Here is a 15,798-nt window from a genome sequence, read left to right as displayed (position 1 = left end):
ACCGCCCGGGCCAGCGCGGCCTGCTCGGGCAGCGGCCGGCCGACGTGCCAGGTGCGCTCGGCGAACAGCTCGACCGGCCAGTCGAACGCCTCGGCCTGCACGTCCTGCGGAAAGCAGAGGGTGACCGCGCCGGTCTCCGCCGGGTCGGTGAGGACCCGCATCGCGCCGAGCAGCGCGCCGGGGAGCTGCTCGGGCCGCCAGATCCGGTCGAAGTAGCGGGAGACCGGGCGGAAGGCGTCGTTGACGGTGACGTCGCCGCTGTCCGGCCGTTCCAGCTCCTGCAGCAGCGGGCCGGCCGACCGGGTGGCGAAGGTGTCGGCGGGCAGCAGCAGCACCGGCAGCCGGTTGACCGTGGCCAGCGCCGCGCCGGTGACCATGTTGGTCGCCCCGGGGCCGACGCTGGTGGACACCGCCCAGATCTGCAGCCGGTCCTTCGCCCGGGCGTATCCGGCGGCGGTGTGCACCATGGCCTGCTCGTTGCGGCCGAGCACGTAGGGCAGGGCGCCGGGCTCGTCGATCTCGGCCTGCAGCAGCGCCTGGCCGAGCCCGGCGACGTTGCCGTGGCCGAATATGCCCAGGCAGCCGGCGAACAGCCGCTGCCGCTGCCCGTCGCGCTCGGAGTACTGGCGGCCCAGGAAGCGCACGACCGCCTGGGCGACGGTGAGCCGGACGGTCCCGGTGGATGCGGTCACGGTCGGGTCGCTCCGTTCTGGCCGGGGGCCTGGTCCTGCGGGTCGGTGGCGGGGGAGTGCAGGGGGAGTCTCGGGTCGACCTGCTCGGTCGCCCAGGTGCCCCGGATCCAGGTGTGCGCGGGGTCGTCGACGATCCGCCAGGCCCGTTCGGGGCCGGGGCCGGCCATCACGTTGAGGTAGTAGAGGTCGTGGCCCGGTGCGGCGATCGAGGGCCCGTGCCAGCCGTGCGGGATCAGCACGACGTCGCCGTCGCGGACCTCGGCCAGGACGTCCACCGGGCGTTCGGGGGTGCCGTACACGCGCTGGTAGGCCAGGCCCGGCTGGCCGTCCGGCCCGGTGGAGACCTCGTAGTAGTAGATCTCCTCCAGCTCCGTCTCGTGCTCCGACGTCTCGTCGTGCTTGTGCGGGGGGTAGGACGACCAGTTGCCGCCCGGGGTGATCACCTCGCAGGCGATCAGCGAGTCGGCCGGGAAGGTGTCGGCGGTGGCGAAGTTGTGCACCTGCCGGCTGCAGGAGCCGGCGCCGCGCAGCTCCACCGGCACGTCCGCGGCAGGTCGGTGGCGCACGGGCAGGCGGGCGCGGGCCCGGGCCGTGCACAGCGCCAGCCGGCCGCCGCCCGCGCCGGTCAGCCGCGCGGTGGCGTCCCGGGGCAGGTACACGACGTCGGTGGGGCCGGCGAAGACGGAGGCCCGCCCGGCCAGGGAGAGCGACTCCCCGTCGCACTCCACGTCGAACGAGCCCTCCAGGGGCACCAGGACGACCTCGTCCGGCCCGGTCTCCAGCTCGTGGGTCTCCCCTGCGCCGAGGGCCAGAACCCGCAGTCCGCTGTGGCCCCAGCCGGCCGACTCGGGGGTGACGTGCAGGGTGTACGGCCCGGCCGCGGTCGACCCGGCCGGCAGGTGCAGTGAGGAGGTGGTCGCGGTCATCGGCTGCTCCGGGGTGAGTTTGTGGAACGGCCACCCTTTGGGGGCCCGCGCCGAGCGTGCGAGGCGTGGGGGGAAGGGTGGTCCTTCAGCAGTGGACGAGCGACACCGCGGTGTCGACGGCCGCGCCGACGTCGTCGTCCGGGGGGTAGAGCAGGGTGCGGCCGACGACGAGGCCGCGGACGGCGGGGAGCCCGAGGGCGTCCCGCCAGGACGCGTAGGTCTCCTCCGGCTGCTCGACCGGGTCCCCGCCGAGCAGCAGGGTGGGCAGCGTGGTGGCGGCCATGACCCGCTCCATCTCGGCGACGACGGGCAGCTTCAGCCAGGTGTAAGCCGACGTGGCGCCCAGCCCCTGGGTGATGTGCACCGACTTGATCACCGCGTCGGCGGTGAGGTCGTTGACCACCCGGCCGTTCCGCCGGCTGGACAGGAAGGGCTCCAGCATCGCGACGACGCCGACCCGGGCCAGCGCGGTGATGGTCCGCCCGGTCGTCTCCAGCATGGCGACCGTGCCGGGGTCCTCGGGGTCGATCCGGTTGAGCATCTTCCCGGCGTCGAACCGGGCGCTGACCACGCCCTCGACGTCGTACCCGGTCATCCGGTCGTCGAGCTCGAAGGCCGCCCCGGCCAGACCGCCGCGGTTCATCGAGGCGACGACGACCTTGTCCTCGAGCGCGCCGAGCAGCAGCAGGTCCTCCGCGACGTCCGCGGTGGCCAGCAGGCCGTCGACGCCGGGCCGGGCCAGCGCGGCGCGCAGCCGGTCGAGCATGTCCCGGCGGTCGTGCATCGCGGTAGGGCGGCCCTGGGCGGCGAGCGCGCCACGCGCCGGGTGGTCGGCGGCGACCAGCATCAGCCGGCCGTCGGCCGGCAGGAAGGCGGGCCGGCGGCGGCGGGCGGCCAGCGCCCGGCCCACCGCCCCCGGGTCGCGGCTGCGCAGCTCGGTGACCTCGGCGTAGCTGGTGCACAGCGGAGCCGGGCGGACGTCGGTCAGCGCGGCGGCGGTGACGGCGGCCTCAGGCACGGGAGCCCTCCAGGGACGGGTCGGACGCCGCCCGGTGCGCCGCGATCTCGGCGGCGGTCGGCATCGCGGTGGAGCACTCCAGCCGGGAGGCGACGATCGCGCCGGCCGCGTTGGCGTTGCGCAGCACCTGCTCCAGGGGCAGCCCGGCGAGCAGGCCGTGGACCAGCGAGCCGCCGAAGGCGTCGCCGGCCCCCAGGCCGTTGACGACCTCGACCGGGGTCGGCGGCACGACCACCCGCTCGTCGCGGGTCGCGCCGAGCACCCCGCGGGGGCCCTGCTTGACCACGGCCAGCTCGACCCCGGCCTCGAGCAGGGCGTCGGCGGCCCGGTCGGCGTCGGTCTCCCCGACCGCGACCTCGCACTCCTGGCGGTTGCCCACGGCGACGGTCACGTGCGGGAGGGCCGCCCGGACCTGGGCCGAGGCCTCCTCGCGGGAGCTCCAGAACATCGGCCGGTAGTCGAGGTCGAGGACGGTGTGCCGCTTCCGCCCGCGTGCGGACCACGCGGCGTGGTGGGCCGAGCGGCTCGGCTCCTCGGACAGCCCGGTCACCGTCGTCCATAACAGGTCGGCCCCGCGCACCGCGGCCAGGTCCAGGTCCTCCGGGCGGACCTGCAGGTCCGGGGCGGTGGGACGGCGGTAGAACCAGAGCGGGAAGTCGTCGGGCGGGAAGATCTCGCAGAAGGTGACCGGGGTCGGGTTCTCCCGGTCCAGGACGACGTACCGGTCCTCGACGCCGAGCTCCCGCAGGGCCCGCCGGACGAAGCGGCCGAACGGGTCGTCGCCGACGCCGGTCACCAGCGCGACCCGGTGCCCGAGCCGGCTCGCGGCCACCGCCACGTTCGCGGCGCTGCCGCCGAGGAACTTGCCGAACGTCTCGACGTCCTCCAGACCCACCCCGACCTGGAGCGGGTAGACGTCGACGCCGCTGCGGCCGAGGACGAGCACCTCGGGCACCCCGGCGGACGCGGCGTCGGCGGGTGGGTCGGGCGGGCCGGGCGGTCGGGGGTCCGGTGGGACGGGCACGACGGGCCACCTCCGGGGCGCTCGGGATGCCTGTGCGAACGGGCCGAACTGTGCTCCGTGCCACAGACGGTGTCAAGACTATGTAAGGACATAAGGACAGAAAGACGTGCGGTTGATCAGTCACCACCGCGGGTGAGTGCGTGTCACCCTGGGTTCTGGGACGATCGGCCGCGACAGTGGCCGCAGGTGCGGTCCGGCGGGGAGGGGGCGCAGTGGCACCCGTGCTGACCTTCGACATCGACCGCTCGAGCCCCACGCCGCTGTACTTCCAGCTGGCCCAGGCCATCGAGGGGGCGATCACCGGGGGAGCCCTGCCCTCGGGCTCGAAGCTGGAGAACGAGGTCCTGCTCGCGCAGCGGTACGGGCTGTCGCGCCCCACCGTGCGTCGCGCGGTGCAGGAGCTGGTCGACAAGGGGCTGCTCGTCCGCAAGCGGGGCGTGGGCACCCAGGTGCTGCAGCCGCACGTGCGCCGGTCCGTGGAGCTCACCAGCCTCTACGACGACCTGGTGCGCGGCGGCGAGGCGCCGACGACCGAGGTGCTGTCCCTCGACCGCGTGCCCGCGCCGGGCGAGGTCGCCGAGGACCTCGAGCTGCAGGAGGGCGACGAGGTCGTCGTCCTGCGCCGGCTGCGGCGCTCGCACGGCGAGCCGCTGGCGCTGATGACCAACCACCTGCCCGGCCGGTTCTCCCCGACGGTGGAGGAGCTCGCCGAGCGCGGGCTGTACCAGTACCTGCGCAGCCAGGGGGTGCACCTGCGGGTCGCCCACCAGCGGATCGGTGCCCGGCTGGCGCGGGCGGAGGAGGCCCGGCTGCTGGACGAGCCGCCGCGGGCCGCGCTGCTCACCATGCAGCGGGTCGCCTTCGACGACCACGGCACCCCGGTGGAGCTCGGCCGGCACCTGTACCGCGCGTCGCGGTACGACTTCGAGGCGACCCTCGTCGGTCGCTAGAGGAAGGGGTTCTCGGCGGCCTCGATCTGCTCGGCGAACTCGGTCAGCGCGGCCTGGTCGGGCTGCGCGCCGACCGAGCGGACGGCGTCCTCCAGCGCGGCCCGCACCTCGGCCGCGGGCCGGTGGGCGTGCGTGCGCGCGACCTCGAGGAGGGCGGGCAGCGCCCGCTCGCCGGGCTGCTCGGAGAGCCGGCGGGACGGCGGGCTGAGCAGCCGGAGCAGCTCGCGCTGCAGCGCCGACCGGGGTGGCTGCCTGCGGGTCATCGGTGCTCCTCCCGGCGCGGGCGGCCGGTCGCCGTCCATCCGACCACGCCCCAGGTGGTTCAGGCGGTGCGGGAGGCGTCCCCGGCGGTGATCAGCCGCAGGGCGCGGTCGGCGTACTCGTCGGCCAGCTCCTGCACCAGGTCCTCGCGGCCCTCGGTGAGCGCCTGGTTGGTCAGCTCGGCGTACTCGTCGTGCAGGGCGCGCAGCTGCTCGCCGAGCGCGTCGGCCGGCAGCGTGTCGGCGGCCGGGGTGGCCGGCGGGGTGCCGGTCCCGAGGGCAGGCGCGGGGACGGCGGGCTCCGCCGTCCACCGGGTGGCCGGCGCCGGGCGGGAGACCAGGGCGAGCGCCACGACCCCGCAGGCGAGCGCGGCGGCGGCGAGCGCCGGGTCGAGGACGGCCGCGCACGCGGTGAGGGCGAGCGCGAGCAGGAGCACGAGCTTGACCGGGCGGCGCAGGCCGGTGGCCTCGGCGGAGCGGGCGTGGGGGCGGAGGGGGATCACGGGTCGGCCTCTCGGAGGGCGCGGGTCGTCGGTGCCGCGCGGCCGCCGGGGCTCGTCGCTCCGGCGGGCTATCGTCTGGATCGTTACAGAACCAGGCTACGACCGGGAGGTGGCCATGTCGAAGGCGGAGCGGTCCGACACGCCGTCCGGGCGGTTGACCCTGCTCACACTGGCCCGGGACCTCGGCGTCTCGCGGGCCACGGTGTCCAACGCCTACAACCGGCCGGACCAGCTGTCGCCCGCGCTGCGGGAGCGGATCCTGGCCCGTGCCGCGGAGCTGGGGTTCACCGGCCCCGACCCGATGGCCCGCGGCCTGCGCCGGGGCCGGGTGGGGGCGGTCGGCGTCCTGGTCGACGAGAGCCTGTCCTACGCCTTCTCCGACCCGACCTCGGTGCTCTTCCTCGACGGCCTGGCCCGCGAGGTCCAGGCCGACGGTCTCGGCCTGCTGCTGCACCCGGCCCGTCGGGACCCGGCGGCCCTGCAGGCCCTGGCCGACGCCGCGGTGGACGCCTGGGTGGTCCAGTCGCTGCCCGACGGGCACCCGGCGGTCGACGTCGTCGCCTCCCGCGGCCGCCCGGTGGTGGTGGTCGACCAGCCCGCGCTGCCCGGGGTGCCGGTGGTGGGCATCGACGACGCCTCCGGTGCCACCACCGCCGTCCGGCACCTGACCCGGCTCGGGCACCGGCGGCTCGCGGTGCTGGCCATGCCCCTGGGTTGCGACCGCCGGCAGGGCCGGGCCGACGCCGAGCGGCAGCGGACGGCGGAGTACGCCGTGATGCGCCGCCGGCTGGCCGGCGCCGCTGCGGCCGTCGCCGAGGCGGGCCTCGACTGGGCCGGCGTGCCGGTCGTGGAGGTCACCGCGAACGAGCCGGACGCGGCCGCCCGGGCGGCGCGGGAGCTGCTCGCCGGCCCGGACCGGCCGACCGGGGTGTTCGCCAGCACCGACCAGCTCGCGCTCGGGGTGGTGCGGGCCGCCCGCGCCCTCGGGCTGGCCGTGCCCGGCGACCTGTCGGTCGTGGGGTTCGACGACTCCCCGGCGGCCCGGTCCGCCGAACCGCCGCTCACCACGGTCGCCCAGCCGCTGCGCGACCGCGGGCAGCGGGTCGGCGTGCTGGTGCGCGCCGCGCTCCAGGGCGAGGAGGTCGGCGTGCCGCCGCCCGCCGTCGTCGGGCTCGTGGTCCGGGGCAGCACGGCGCCGCCGCCACGAGGCGGCTGAGGTGCGCGCCGTTTCAGCCGGCCAGCAGCCGGCGCACCTCGGCCACGCCGGCGAGGGCGACGTCCTGGTCCGCGGCGCGGGGGATGAGGTTGAAGCTGCGGCAGCCCGCCTCGACGTAGGGCTGCAGGAAGGCCGCCACGTCCGCCGGCCGGCCCGCCGGGCTGTAGCGGGCGAAGGAGCTGTACGGCAGGCCGTACATGGCCTCCATGGCGGCGGCGAGCGGTGCGGTGGCGGCCTCGACGCCGGCGCCGAACCCGCACCAGACCTGCAGCCCGTGCCGCCACGCGACGTCCGCCCGGCCGGCGGCGGCCGCCTGCTCGGCGATCTGGCCGGTCACCTCGGCGAACCGGCGCGGGGGGATCCAGATGCCCAGCCAGCCGTCGCCGTGCCGGGCTGCCCGGCGCACCGCGGCCGCCGACCGGCCGCCGATCACGATGGGCAGGCTCCCGGCCGCGGGCAGCACCCGCGCCTCGAGCACCGGGAAGCACGGACCGTCGCTGGTGACCGGCTCGCCGGTGAGCAGGCGGCGGACCAGGGGCAGCGCCTCGTCCGTCCGCCGTCCGCGGGTGGTCGGGTCGACCCCGCACACCTCGAACTCGTGCGGGTCCTCCCCGCCCACGCCGACCCCGAGCACCAGCCGCCCCGGCGCGAGCGCGGCCAGGTCGGCCAGCTGGCGGGCGACCGGGACCGGGTGCCGCAGGGCGAGCAGGTAGACCCCGACGTGGACCGGCAGCCGGTCGCTGAGCGCCAGCAGATGGGCGGCGTGCAGCAGCCCGTCCGAGCCGGACCCGCCGACGAAGCTGACGTGGTCGCCGACGGCGAGGTGGTCGACCCCGGCCGCCTCGAGCCCGGCAACCGTGGCCCGCCGGGCGGTCAGGCTGCCGGGAGCGAAGTCGGGCAGGAACGTGCCGACGCGAACGGTCACCGTGATCTCCTCCCGAGGGGGCCCGGGCAGGATGCTGCCGGACGACGCCGGCCCGCGGTGACCGGATGGGCCGCGCACCTACGCTCGGGGCGTGCCAGCCGTCCACGTGGGGACCTCCGGGTGGAGCTACGACCACTGGGACGGCGTCCTGTACCCGCCCGGCACCCGCCCGGCCGACCGGCTCGGCCTCTACGTGCAGCGGTTCGGCACCGTGGAGCTCAACGCCAGCTTCTACCGCTGGCCGCGCACCGCGACGTTCGCGAGCTGGCGCCGTCGGCTGCCCCCGGGGTTCCAGCTCTCGGTCAAGGCGCCGCGCGGGCTCACCCACGCCAAGAAGCTGTACGGGCCCGAGGTGTGGATCGAGCGCATGACCACCTGCTGGCACGAGCTGGGCGACAAGCGCGCCGTCCTGCTGGTGCAGATGCACCCCGGCCACGAGCGGGACGACGCCCGGCTGGACTGGTTCCTCGGCCGCCTGCCGGACTGGATGCGCGTCGCGGTCGAGTTCCGGCACCCGAGCTGGCACACCGACGAGGTGTTCGCGCTGCTCGAGCGGCACGGCGCGGCCTACTGCGTGATGAGCGGCGCGCACCTGCCGTGCGTGCTGCGGGCCACCGCGCCGTTCGTGTACGTCCGGCTGCACGGGCCCGACGACCAGTACCTCTACGGCGGCAGCTACTCCAGCAGCGACCTGCGCTGGTGGGCCGACCGGATGGGGGAGTGGCGGGACGGCGGCCGGGACGTCTACGCCTACTTCAACAACGACGGGTACGGCCACGCGGTGCGCAACGCCGAGGAGCTGCGCGGCCTGCTGGGCGCCTGACACCCCGGCCGCCGAAGTGGACGGCATGCCAAGGCGGGCGGGACGAGTACACCCCGGGCCGCTGGACCCGCCGGGGACGGCCTCCCGGTGGGACGCTCGGTGTCGAGGGGATGCCCCTCGCACGACCGGCCGAGGGGGATGGGCCGATGTCCCTGTCATGGATGGTGCCGGGACCCCGGCTGTCGACCGGGCTCCTGGCCGTGAGCCTGGCGGGGTGCCTGCTGGGCGGCTGCGCCGCCCCGGGCGGCGGTGCGGCCACCGACGAGTCTTCGGCGGCGGCGTCCGGCTGGCGTGATGCCAGCTACCGCGTGACGTGCGACGGGATCGTCCCGGACGGCATCCCGGCGACGCTCACCGGCGGGGCCGCCCGGGTGCTCGCCGACGGGAGCAGGCCCCCGTACTACGACCACTACCAGATCCGGTTGGAGGCCGAGGCCCGGGGCGACGTCGACGGGGACGGCGAGCCGGACACGATCGTGCTGCTGCAGTGCTCACCGCAGCCGTCCAACGGCATCGTCCAGGAGGTGCACGTGTTCGCCGCGTCCGGCGAACGGCTCGGCCTGCTGCCCAGCCCACTCACGCTGCGCGAGGCGACGATCCTGTCGCCGCTCTACGACCCGGCCGGACTGTCCGTGCAGGACGGCGACATCGTCGCCGCGATGAGGGCCTACGCGCCGGAGGACTCCCGCGCCGGCGGCCCGTCGATCCCCATCACCGTGCGCTGGCACTGGAACGGGCGGGAGTTCGTCCGCGTCTCCTGACCGGACGAGCCGCCCACGGGGCGGCCGTTCTGCGAGCTGCCCACTGCGGGACACGTGCAGACGACGGCGTTCCCGCGGGAACGTGTGCGAGCGTCTCGCTCGCGCAGCACCTCTGATCGGGGTTCCTCGTCCGCTGCCGCCCTCGTGGGCAGAGCACAGCCGTCCGGCTCGCCGGGCAGCCGTGGCTGGTGGTCAGTTCAGCCGGTGGGCCCCGTGGCGTCGGCGATGCCCGGGCGCTTGGCATCCGGCTGGTCCGGCGCGCGGTCGGGCACCTGGGTGACGTCCCCGGACATCGGCCCCTCCGCAGCACGGGGTTCCTCGGCGGAGTTCGCGCCGACGCTCTCGTGGGTGGGGCGCTCGCCGGGCAGCACGTCGTTGTCGTCGGGGCGCTCGTTCACGCCGCCGTAGGGGCGACCGGTCTCGGTCATGGCAGCCTCCTCCACGTCGGAACGATGGATGCTCCAGGTCTGCCCGTGCTACGTCGGGTGAAACGGCCCGCCCTGCCCGGATCCGCCGGAGAAGACGCTCCCGGGCTTCCTCGATGGGCCGTCCTGGGACACGCCCGACGCCCGCGTGAGGGGCAGGGCGGACGTTGCCGGCCGGGCCGCATCAGATGTGTTCTGGATGACCGAGGTCTTCTCACGTGGTGTCGCGGTCAGAGTGGCATCGTCGCTGGCGGGTGCGGGTTCGTGATGTAGAGCAGGCTCCTGGGGTCACGATCGTCTCGCCGGAGCCGACGTCGGTGCTCCGCGCTGGGCGCGGAGCACCCGGCCAGCGATCATCGGGGACAGCAGCGACTCCGGACGTGCCATCAGGTTCACCGTGCGCAGGAAGGCCTCAGCGACCTCCGCATCCCTGGTTGCGGCCCGGACGACCCGGCCGACCCAGGCGTTGAGCATCGTCGTGCGCAGTGGCCGGGCACCTGGCACGCCGGGGAACCGGAGGTCTGCGCCGGCGGCCATGTCCCACACCGCGGATGCCGCGCGGGCGGTGGACCGGGCGCTTCTGTCCGCCAAGCCGTCCAGCCCGTGGGCGAGGTCGGCCTGCAGCGCCAACGCCTCGAGGGCGGCCACGGTCATGCCGTGCCCGTAGATGGGATTGAAGCCGGCGTAGGCGTCGCCGAGGACGAGCAGGCCTTCGGGTCGGCGGGGTAGGCGCTCGTAGTGGCGCCGGGTGCTCGCGGGCACTCGGTGGACGACCGGCGCCGGTTCCAGCGGCTCGCGGCCGCGGATCAGGGCACCGATCCGTGGGCTGACCAGGTCCTCGAGGAACGCCTGGAAGCCAGGACGGTCGCGGGGAACGGAGGTGCCGTAGTAGGCCGAGGCAGTGACCAACCAGCGATCGCCCTCGATTGCGCTGGCCGATCCGCCGCGGGGCAGCTCCGGGTTGGCGGCGACGATGCACACCGCAGCGCCGTCCAGGTCGCCGGGGTCGCGGGGGAATGTCCAGGACGTGTAGGACAGGCCCAGTTGCAGTGACGACTCCGGTGGCCGCCCATACCCCTGCCCCTCCAGCCAGATCGGCAGGTGGGAGCCGCGTCCGGTGGCGTCGACCACGACGTCGGCCGGCACCTCGCGCTCCTGCCCGGCGCTCCGACGCACCCGGACGCCGACGACCCGGTCGCCGCGCAGCAGCGGTTCGGCGGAAGCAGGGGCCATCGGCGTCACTCCGGGCAGCTCGCTCACCCGGCGCCGCAGGACGGACTCCAGAAGTGGACGGCTCCCGGCCACCCCCACCATTCCGCTGGGCCGGTGCGCCATCAGACCGGCCTCGCTGAAGTAGCGCCCGTCGCCTTGGAAGTCCCACTCGTGACCGCCGGCGGCTACGACGTCCGCGGAGAACCCGGGGCAGAGGCGATCGAGCACCTCGCGTCCGCGGCCGAGCAGCAGGTGCGGCTGGCGGCCCTGCGGCACCCCGCGCCGATGGACGGGTGCATCAGACCAGGCGTCCCGCTCGACCAACATGACCTCGTCGACGGCTTCGGTGAGCACACGGGCGGCCAGGAGGCCGGCCACGCTGCCCCCGATGACCACCGCTCGCTCTGCGATCCGCTTCACGCCACCCCCTTCCGATACCAGCCGAAGAACCTCCTCATCAGTGTGGCTGCATCAGACCGGCGACGAATGGCGCACCGTCCGCGACGACCATGCCGGCACGGGTGATCCGCTAGAACGCTGGCGCTGCCTCACCGCTGCAGTGCGGGCTGCTTGAGCCCCACGGTCGGCAGAGGCCTACCCGGGGCGCCCGAGCCGACCAGCGTCGTCACAGAGACCGGACCTCAGCCCGGGCCCATGGGGTGCGAGAGGTCGTAGGCCTTGGAGACCCTTCTCGGGGACGACCGCCCGCCGAGCGTCGACGACGAGCTCGCGGGCTTCGGTCGGGTCCAATGCAGCGAGGTCAGCATGGACCCAGTTGAAGCGCATGTCCGACGCCACGGGCATCTGGAACTCGATCATCCAACTTCGACCGCGGGTCGAAGTCATCGGTTGTTGCACTCACACCGGTGTGGCGAGGCAGGTCCTGAGACCGTCCCACGGGCGAGCCGTCGCCGGTGTGTCCGAGCGGCCCACTCAGGGGCTCTTCTGATCTCCGGACACCGGGACTCGCTGCGCCAGTACGGTCCGCTCCATGACCGAACTCGCCCGCACCGCCCGCCTGGACATCCTCGTCGAGGGCTACGTCCGGCCGCCGAACGTCGCCGGCACCGTGAGCCTGATCAGGGACGCCGACCGAGTCGTGATCGTGGACCCGGGCATGGTGGCTGACCGCGAGTTGATCCTCCGCCCGCTGCGCGACCTCGGCGTCCGGCCAGAAGAGGTCACGGATGTCGTCGTCAGCCATCACCACCTCGACCACACCCTCAACATCGCGCTCTTCCCCGCGGTCCCGGTGCACGACTTCCAGTCCGTCATCGAGGGCGACGTGTTCACCCAGCGCGCCGCGGAGGGCACCCACATAACGCCGAGCATCCGGCTGCATGCAACTCCCGGACACACACCCCAGGACATCACGACGCTGGTGGGGACAGTCGAGGACACGATCGCCCTCACCCACCTGTGGTGGACCGAGGAGGGGCCAGCCGACGACCCCTACTCGTTGGATCGCGAGGAGTTGCGGCAGCAGCGGGAGCGGGTGTTGGACCTCGCGACCCTGATCGTCCCTGGTCACGGCGCGCCCTTCCGCGCGGGGTCTTCGACGCCCCGCTGATCCTCAGCGACTTCTGCCATGTCGGGCCATTTCCGGCGCTCGAAAGCCCTGAGACCGCAGGAGTCACCGCGCCACGCGTGTCCCTGAGGCCGCCTTGAGGGCGGACGTTGGCGGGTGCGGAACCAGCTCAGTCGGCCGGGAGCTCGGCGCCGCAGGCGGGGCAGTGCCGGGCCTGCGGGTCCTCGGTCAGCCGTCCGCACGCGGGGCACACCAGCCGGGCCCAGCACGCCGGGTCGCCGCCCTCGTCGTCGTCCCTCCGCGGTTCGGGGTCCACGTCTCGTCCGTGCCCAGCGGCCCGGCGCGGCACACTGCCGCCGTGGACCACGCGACCTCCCCGCTGACCGCCGCCGCCGACGCCTTGGAGGCCCTCGCCGCGCGCACCACCGGCGGCGCCTGGGAGCGGGCCGGCCTGCTCGCCAGCCGGCCCGAGGTGGTCGCCCGGTTCCCCGACGGGAGCACGGAGCACGTCGCCGAGGCCCGGGCGGCCACGGTCGACTGGATCACGGCCCTGTCACCCGGGCTCGCCACGCCGCTCGCGGACTGGCTGCGGGAGGCGGCGCGGTCCCCGGCCGGCCCCGCCGCGCTGGCCGTGGCCCGGGCCGTGCTCGCCGGCGTGGGCCCGGATCAGCGCTCGGGTCCGCTGCCGTAGTCGCCGAACGGCGCCAGCGCCGGGGGTGCGATCGGCGTCTCGGCCAGCTCCTCACCGGACGCGTCGAGGGTGCGCACCTCCCGCGCCTCCTCGGGCAGCTGGACGACGGCGCTCCCGCCGGTCAGCGGCAGGTCGGCCAGCACCTGCTCGTGCCGGTCGACGACCTCGGCGCTCGCCGCGGACGGCGGCGCGGTCAGCACCAGCCACCGCTCGTCGTCTGCCCCGCCGGCCGGCGAGGGCAGCGCGCACACCCGCGCCACGGTCAGACCGTCGACGTCGGCGGTGCCGGGCGGGGTCTGCGTGCCGCAGGCCACCGGCGCTCCGGCACCCCCGGCCCAGGTGGTGACCACCAGCGCGCCACCCGGGCTGCGCGCGACGACCACGGCCACCGAGCCCGGGCGCCCGCCGGCCGGCAGCGGCCCGGACCACAGCAGCTCCGGGTCGAGGGCCGCGGGCTCCACGCCGAGCGGCACGGCCACGCCGACGAGGGCCGCGGCGAGCACCGCGGGCGCCGGGGCCGCGCCGCCCGGCCGCAGCGCGGTGAGCACCGGAAGGTCGCCCCGCCGCCCAGCCCCGCTGCCGAGCCAGTCCACGCCGGACCGGTGCACGACGCGGTCCTCGCGGAGCACCCGCACGCTCACCGCGGTGCCGTGCTGCGTGGTCCGCACCGGCACCACGGCCACCCCGTCGACCGCCTCGGCCTCCGCGTAGCTGCGCGAGACGGTGCCGCGGGGGCCGGCGGCCAGCCGGGGGGAGACCTCGATCCGGTCGCCGCGCCCGGCCACCACCACGAGCGTCGCCGGTCCCGGACCGCCCAGCACCAGCGAGAGCGGCCGCGACCGTCCCAGCCCGGTGGGCAGGTGCACCTGCAGCTGGTCGGCGGCGGCGCCGACCGGGCCGGTGAGCCAGACGCCGCGGAAGTCGTCCTCGACGTGGCCCACGACCAGGGCCACCCGCCCGTGCGGGGTGTCGGTCGCCAGCACGACCTCGCGTTCGTCCGGCGGCGGGGCGTCCTGCGCGCCCCAGCCGACCCGGTGGACCGCGGCGAGGAAGGCCTCGTCGCCGGCCAGCGAGCCCCGGGTGGGCCCGACCAGGACGGGCAGCGACGGCACCGGTCCGCGGTCCGCATCCGTCGTCGCCGCCGGGCCCGGCAGCGCCGGCTCGGGCACCGCCCGGGCCAGCGGGACGGCGACGGCGACCACGGCCAGCGCGGTGACCACGCCGCCGGCCAACCGCCGCCGCTGGCGCCGGGACCGGGCGAGGACGTCGGCGACGGACTCCTCGGTCGACAGCCGCCACCGCCCCGCGGGCCGGGCGACCTCGTCGAGCGCCTCCCGCAGCCGGGCGTCGTCGCTCACCGCGGACCTCCGGCGGGGAGGACTGCCAACAGCGATTCCCGGCCGGTTGCCGCCTCGGCGCGCGCCGTCCCGACCGGGCACCCCAGGGCCCGCGCCGTCTCGTCCTCGGAGCACTCCGCGTACCAGCGGAGGACGGTCGCCGCGCGGGTGCGCGGCGGCAGCTCGCGCAGCGCCCGGGGCAGCGCGGGGGAGGGCCGGGACGACGGCGGCGCGAACGGGTCGGGCAGCTCCTCGACCACCTGCTCGCCGCGCAGGAGACGGGCCCGCCAGCCGGTGACCCCGCGGACCAGCTCGCGCCGCAGTACGGCCGCGGGATCGCCCTCGACCCGTCGCCACCGCCGCCACACCCGGGTCAGCGCCGCCTGGACCAGCTCCTCCGCGGAGCCGCGGTCGCCGGTCAGCAGCAGCGCCGTACGCAGCGACCCGGCGCGCTGCTCCGCGACGAACCGGCGGAAGGACGCCTCCTGGTCGCTCACCCGGCTCCCTCCTCCGTCCACCGCCGTCCACGGTCGCCCATGGCGGGTCGCCGCGCAGCGCGGACCGTCGGCCCGGTGTGGCACCGCCGCCACCGGGTACGCGGCCCGACGACATGGACCGCTCGGGCACCCCGGCCGGAGGCCTGCGCGACGGGGCAGGCTCCCACCCTTCCGCGCTGGTGCTCGACCGGCGGCGGTTCCTCGCCGCCGGCGCCTGGCTGGGGGCGGCCGCGCTGCTGCCGGGGTGCGACGTCCTGCCCGGACCCACCGACGCCGCCCGGCTCACCGCGCGCCCGGACGAGCTCCTGGCGGGGACGACGGCGGCCCCGGGCACCCGACCCCTGGGGCTGACCGGGACGCGCGACGTGCTGCTCCATGTGCCCCCGGGCCTGGCGACCGACCGAGCCGCGCCGCTCGTCGTGACCCTCCACGGTGCCGGTGGCGACGCCGAGGCCGGGCTCGCGCTGCTACGGGGACAGGCCGACGAACGGGGGCTGCTGCTGCTCGCCCCGGCGTCCCGGGGGTCGACCTGGGACGCGGTGGGCGGGCGCTTCGGTCCCGACGTCGTCCTCGTGGACCGCGCCCTCGCGACGGTCTTCGCCGCCGTCCGGGTCGACCCGGAGCGGATCGCGATCTCCGGCTTCTCCGACGGGGCCTCCTACGCGCTCGGCCTCGGGCTGGCCAACGGGACGCTGTTCCGCCGCGTCGTCGCCTTCTCCCCGGGGTTCGTCCCCGACGCGCCCGCCGACGGGCGGCCGGCGGTGTTCGTCGCCCACGGCGACGCCGACGAGGTCCTGCCCATCGACCGGACCAGCCGCCGGATCGTGCCGCGCCTGCGGGAGGACGGCTACGAGGTGACGTACCAGGAGTTCGCCGGTCCGCACACGGTGCCACCCGACGTGGCCCGGACGGCGGTGGACTGGCTGGACTGGGCCGCAGGATGAGGGACCCTGGTGGTGCGGGCCGGGGCGGACACTTGGCAGAGTCCTCCTCCGGAACGAGGACAGCAG

19 protein-coding genes are annotated in these 15,798 nt (G+C 75.8%); 7 read left to right on the top strand and 12 right to left on the bottom strand.

Features of this window, described 5'->3' with window-relative positions; translation table 11 throughout:
• The 4 genes from HL189_RS21275 to iolC all read right to left on the bottom strand — a co-directional run.
• Window positions 1–692, bottom strand: a 692-nt coding sequence (locus tag HL189_RS21275) for a thiamine pyrophosphate-binding protein (protein WP_369135729.1), incomplete at its 3' end; no start/stop codon positions are given.
• A complete protein-coding gene (iolB, locus tag HL189_RS21270; protein ID WP_369135728.1) occupies window positions 689–1,618 on the bottom strand; it encodes a 5-deoxy-glucuronate isomerase in 930 nt (309 codons plus the stop codon). The genes HL189_RS21275 and iolB, both read right to left, overlap by 4 nt.
• A gap of 85 nt (window positions 1,619–1,703) precedes the next feature.
• Window positions 1,704–2,636 (bottom strand): class I fructose-bisphosphate aldolase, encoded by a 933-nt coding sequence (locus tag HL189_RS21265; protein ID WP_369135727.1) that lies wholly within the window; start codon window positions 2,634–2,636, stop codon window positions 1,704–1,706.
• Window positions 2,629–3,660: a 5-dehydro-2-deoxygluconokinase gene (gene iolC, locus HL189_RS21260; protein ID WP_369135726.1), complete on the bottom strand. Its 1,032-nt coding sequence runs from the start codon at window positions 3,658–3,660 to the stop codon at window positions 2,629–2,631. Before iolC ends, HL189_RS21265 begins: the two co-directional genes overlap by 8 nt.
• Window positions 3,661–3,872: 212 nt before the next feature.
• On the opposite strand from iolC, the gene HL189_RS21255 reads away from it, so the two are divergent.
• The gene (locus tag HL189_RS21255; protein WP_369135725.1) at window positions 3,873–4,610 is read left to right on the top strand and encodes a GntR family transcriptional regulator; all 738 of its coding nucleotides are present in this window, start codon (window positions 3,873–3,875) and stop codon (window positions 4,608–4,610) included.
• Here HL189_RS21255 and HL189_RS21250 read toward each other — a convergent pair.
• Window positions 4,607–4,873: a hypothetical protein gene (locus HL189_RS21250; RefSeq protein WP_369135724.1), complete on the bottom strand. Its 267-nt coding sequence runs from the start codon at window positions 4,871–4,873 to the stop codon at window positions 4,607–4,609. The genes HL189_RS21255 and HL189_RS21250 overlap by 4 nt on opposite strands.
• Before the next feature lie 59 nt (window positions 4,874–4,932).
• Window positions 4,933–5,373, bottom strand: a complete 441-nt coding sequence (locus HL189_RS21245; protein ID WP_369135723.1) for a hypothetical protein — start codon at window positions 5,371–5,373, stop codon at window positions 4,933–4,935.
• Window positions 5,374–5,488: 115 nt separating this feature from the next.
• Here HL189_RS21245 and HL189_RS21240 point away from each other — a divergent pair, with 115 nt between their 5' ends.
• Window positions 5,489–6,589: a LacI family DNA-binding transcriptional regulator gene (locus tag HL189_RS21240; RefSeq protein ID WP_369135733.1), complete on the top strand. Its 1,101-nt coding sequence runs from the start codon at window positions 5,489–5,491 to the stop codon at window positions 6,587–6,589.
• Between the two features lie 13 nt (window positions 6,590–6,602).
• On the opposite strand, the gene HL189_RS21235 is transcribed toward HL189_RS21240, so the two are convergent.
• Window positions 6,603–7,514, bottom strand: a complete 912-nt coding sequence (locus HL189_RS21235) for an LLM class flavin-dependent oxidoreductase (RefSeq protein WP_369135722.1) — start codon at window positions 7,512–7,514, stop codon at window positions 6,603–6,605.
• A 91-nt stretch (window positions 7,515–7,605) separates the two neighbouring features.
• Here HL189_RS21235 and HL189_RS21230 point away from each other — a divergent pair, with 91 nt between their 5' ends.
• The gene (locus HL189_RS21230) at window positions 7,606–8,337 is read left to right on the top strand and encodes a DUF72 domain-containing protein (protein WP_369135721.1); all 732 of its coding nucleotides are present in this window, start codon (window positions 7,606–7,608) and stop codon (window positions 8,335–8,337) included.
• Between the two features lie 146 nt (window positions 8,338–8,483).
• The gene (locus tag HL189_RS21225) at window positions 8,484–9,098 is read left to right on the top strand and encodes a hypothetical protein (protein ID WP_369135720.1); all 615 of its coding nucleotides are present in this window, start codon (window positions 8,484–8,486) and stop codon (window positions 9,096–9,098) included.
• Between the two features lie 197 nt (window positions 9,099–9,295).
• On the opposite strand, the gene HL189_RS21220 is transcribed toward HL189_RS21225, so the two are convergent.
• Window positions 9,296–9,526 (bottom strand): hypothetical protein, encoded by a 231-nt coding sequence (locus tag HL189_RS21220; RefSeq protein ID WP_369135719.1) that lies wholly within the window; start codon window positions 9,524–9,526, stop codon window positions 9,296–9,298.
• A gap of 285 nt (window positions 9,527–9,811) precedes the next feature.
• Window positions 9,812–11,155, bottom strand: a complete 1,344-nt coding sequence (locus HL189_RS21215; protein ID WP_369135718.1) for an FAD-dependent oxidoreductase — start codon at window positions 11,153–11,155, stop codon at window positions 9,812–9,814.
• 571 nt (window positions 11,156–11,726) lie between these two features.
• Here HL189_RS21215 and HL189_RS21210 point away from each other — a divergent pair.
• Window positions 11,727–12,305, top strand: coding sequence for an MBL fold metallo-hydrolase (locus HL189_RS21210; RefSeq protein ID WP_369135717.1), 579 nt, complete (start codon window positions 11,727–11,729; stop codon window positions 12,303–12,305).
• Window positions 12,306–12,432: 127 nt separating this feature from the next.
• On the opposite strand, the gene HL189_RS21205 is transcribed toward HL189_RS21210, so the two are convergent.
• Window positions 12,433–12,579, bottom strand: coding sequence for a hypothetical protein (locus HL189_RS21205; protein ID WP_369135716.1), 147 nt, complete (start codon window positions 12,577–12,579; stop codon window positions 12,433–12,435).
• Window positions 12,580–12,621: 42 nt separating this feature from the next.
• Between HL189_RS21205 and HL189_RS21200 the strand changes: the two genes are divergently transcribed.
• Window positions 12,622–12,954, top strand: a complete 333-nt coding sequence (locus HL189_RS21200) for a hypothetical protein (protein ID WP_369135715.1) — start codon at window positions 12,622–12,624, stop codon at window positions 12,952–12,954.
• On the opposite strand, the gene HL189_RS21195 is transcribed toward HL189_RS21200, so the two are convergent.
• Window positions 12,930–14,312 (bottom strand): hypothetical protein, encoded by a 1,383-nt coding sequence (locus tag HL189_RS21195; RefSeq protein ID WP_369135714.1) that lies wholly within the window; start codon window positions 14,310–14,312, stop codon window positions 12,930–12,932. The two genes, HL189_RS21200 and HL189_RS21195, sit on opposite strands and share 25 nt — an antisense overlap.
• Window positions 14,309–14,788 (bottom strand): sigma factor-like helix-turn-helix DNA-binding protein, encoded by a 480-nt coding sequence (locus HL189_RS21190; protein ID WP_369135713.1) that lies wholly within the window; start codon window positions 14,786–14,788, stop codon window positions 14,309–14,311. The genes HL189_RS21195 and HL189_RS21190 overlap by 4 nt, the downstream gene beginning before the upstream one ends.
• A 113-nt stretch (window positions 14,789–14,901) precedes the next feature.
• On the opposite strand from HL189_RS21190, the gene HL189_RS21185 reads away from it, so the two are divergent.
• Window positions 14,902–15,732: an alpha/beta hydrolase gene (locus HL189_RS21185; protein WP_369135712.1), complete on the top strand. Its 831-nt coding sequence runs from the start codon at window positions 14,902–14,904 to the stop codon at window positions 15,730–15,732.
• Window positions 15,733–15,798: the final 66 nt, after the last annotated feature.

The sequence above is a fragment of the Modestobacter sp. I12A-02662 genome, assembly GCF_041028325.1.
Classification (GTDB): domain Bacteria; phylum Actinomycetota; class Actinomycetes; order Mycobacteriales; family Geodermatophilaceae; genus Modestobacter.
Note: the sequence above shows the minus strand (reverse complement) of the source record. Positions and strands in the feature narration are given on the sequence as shown.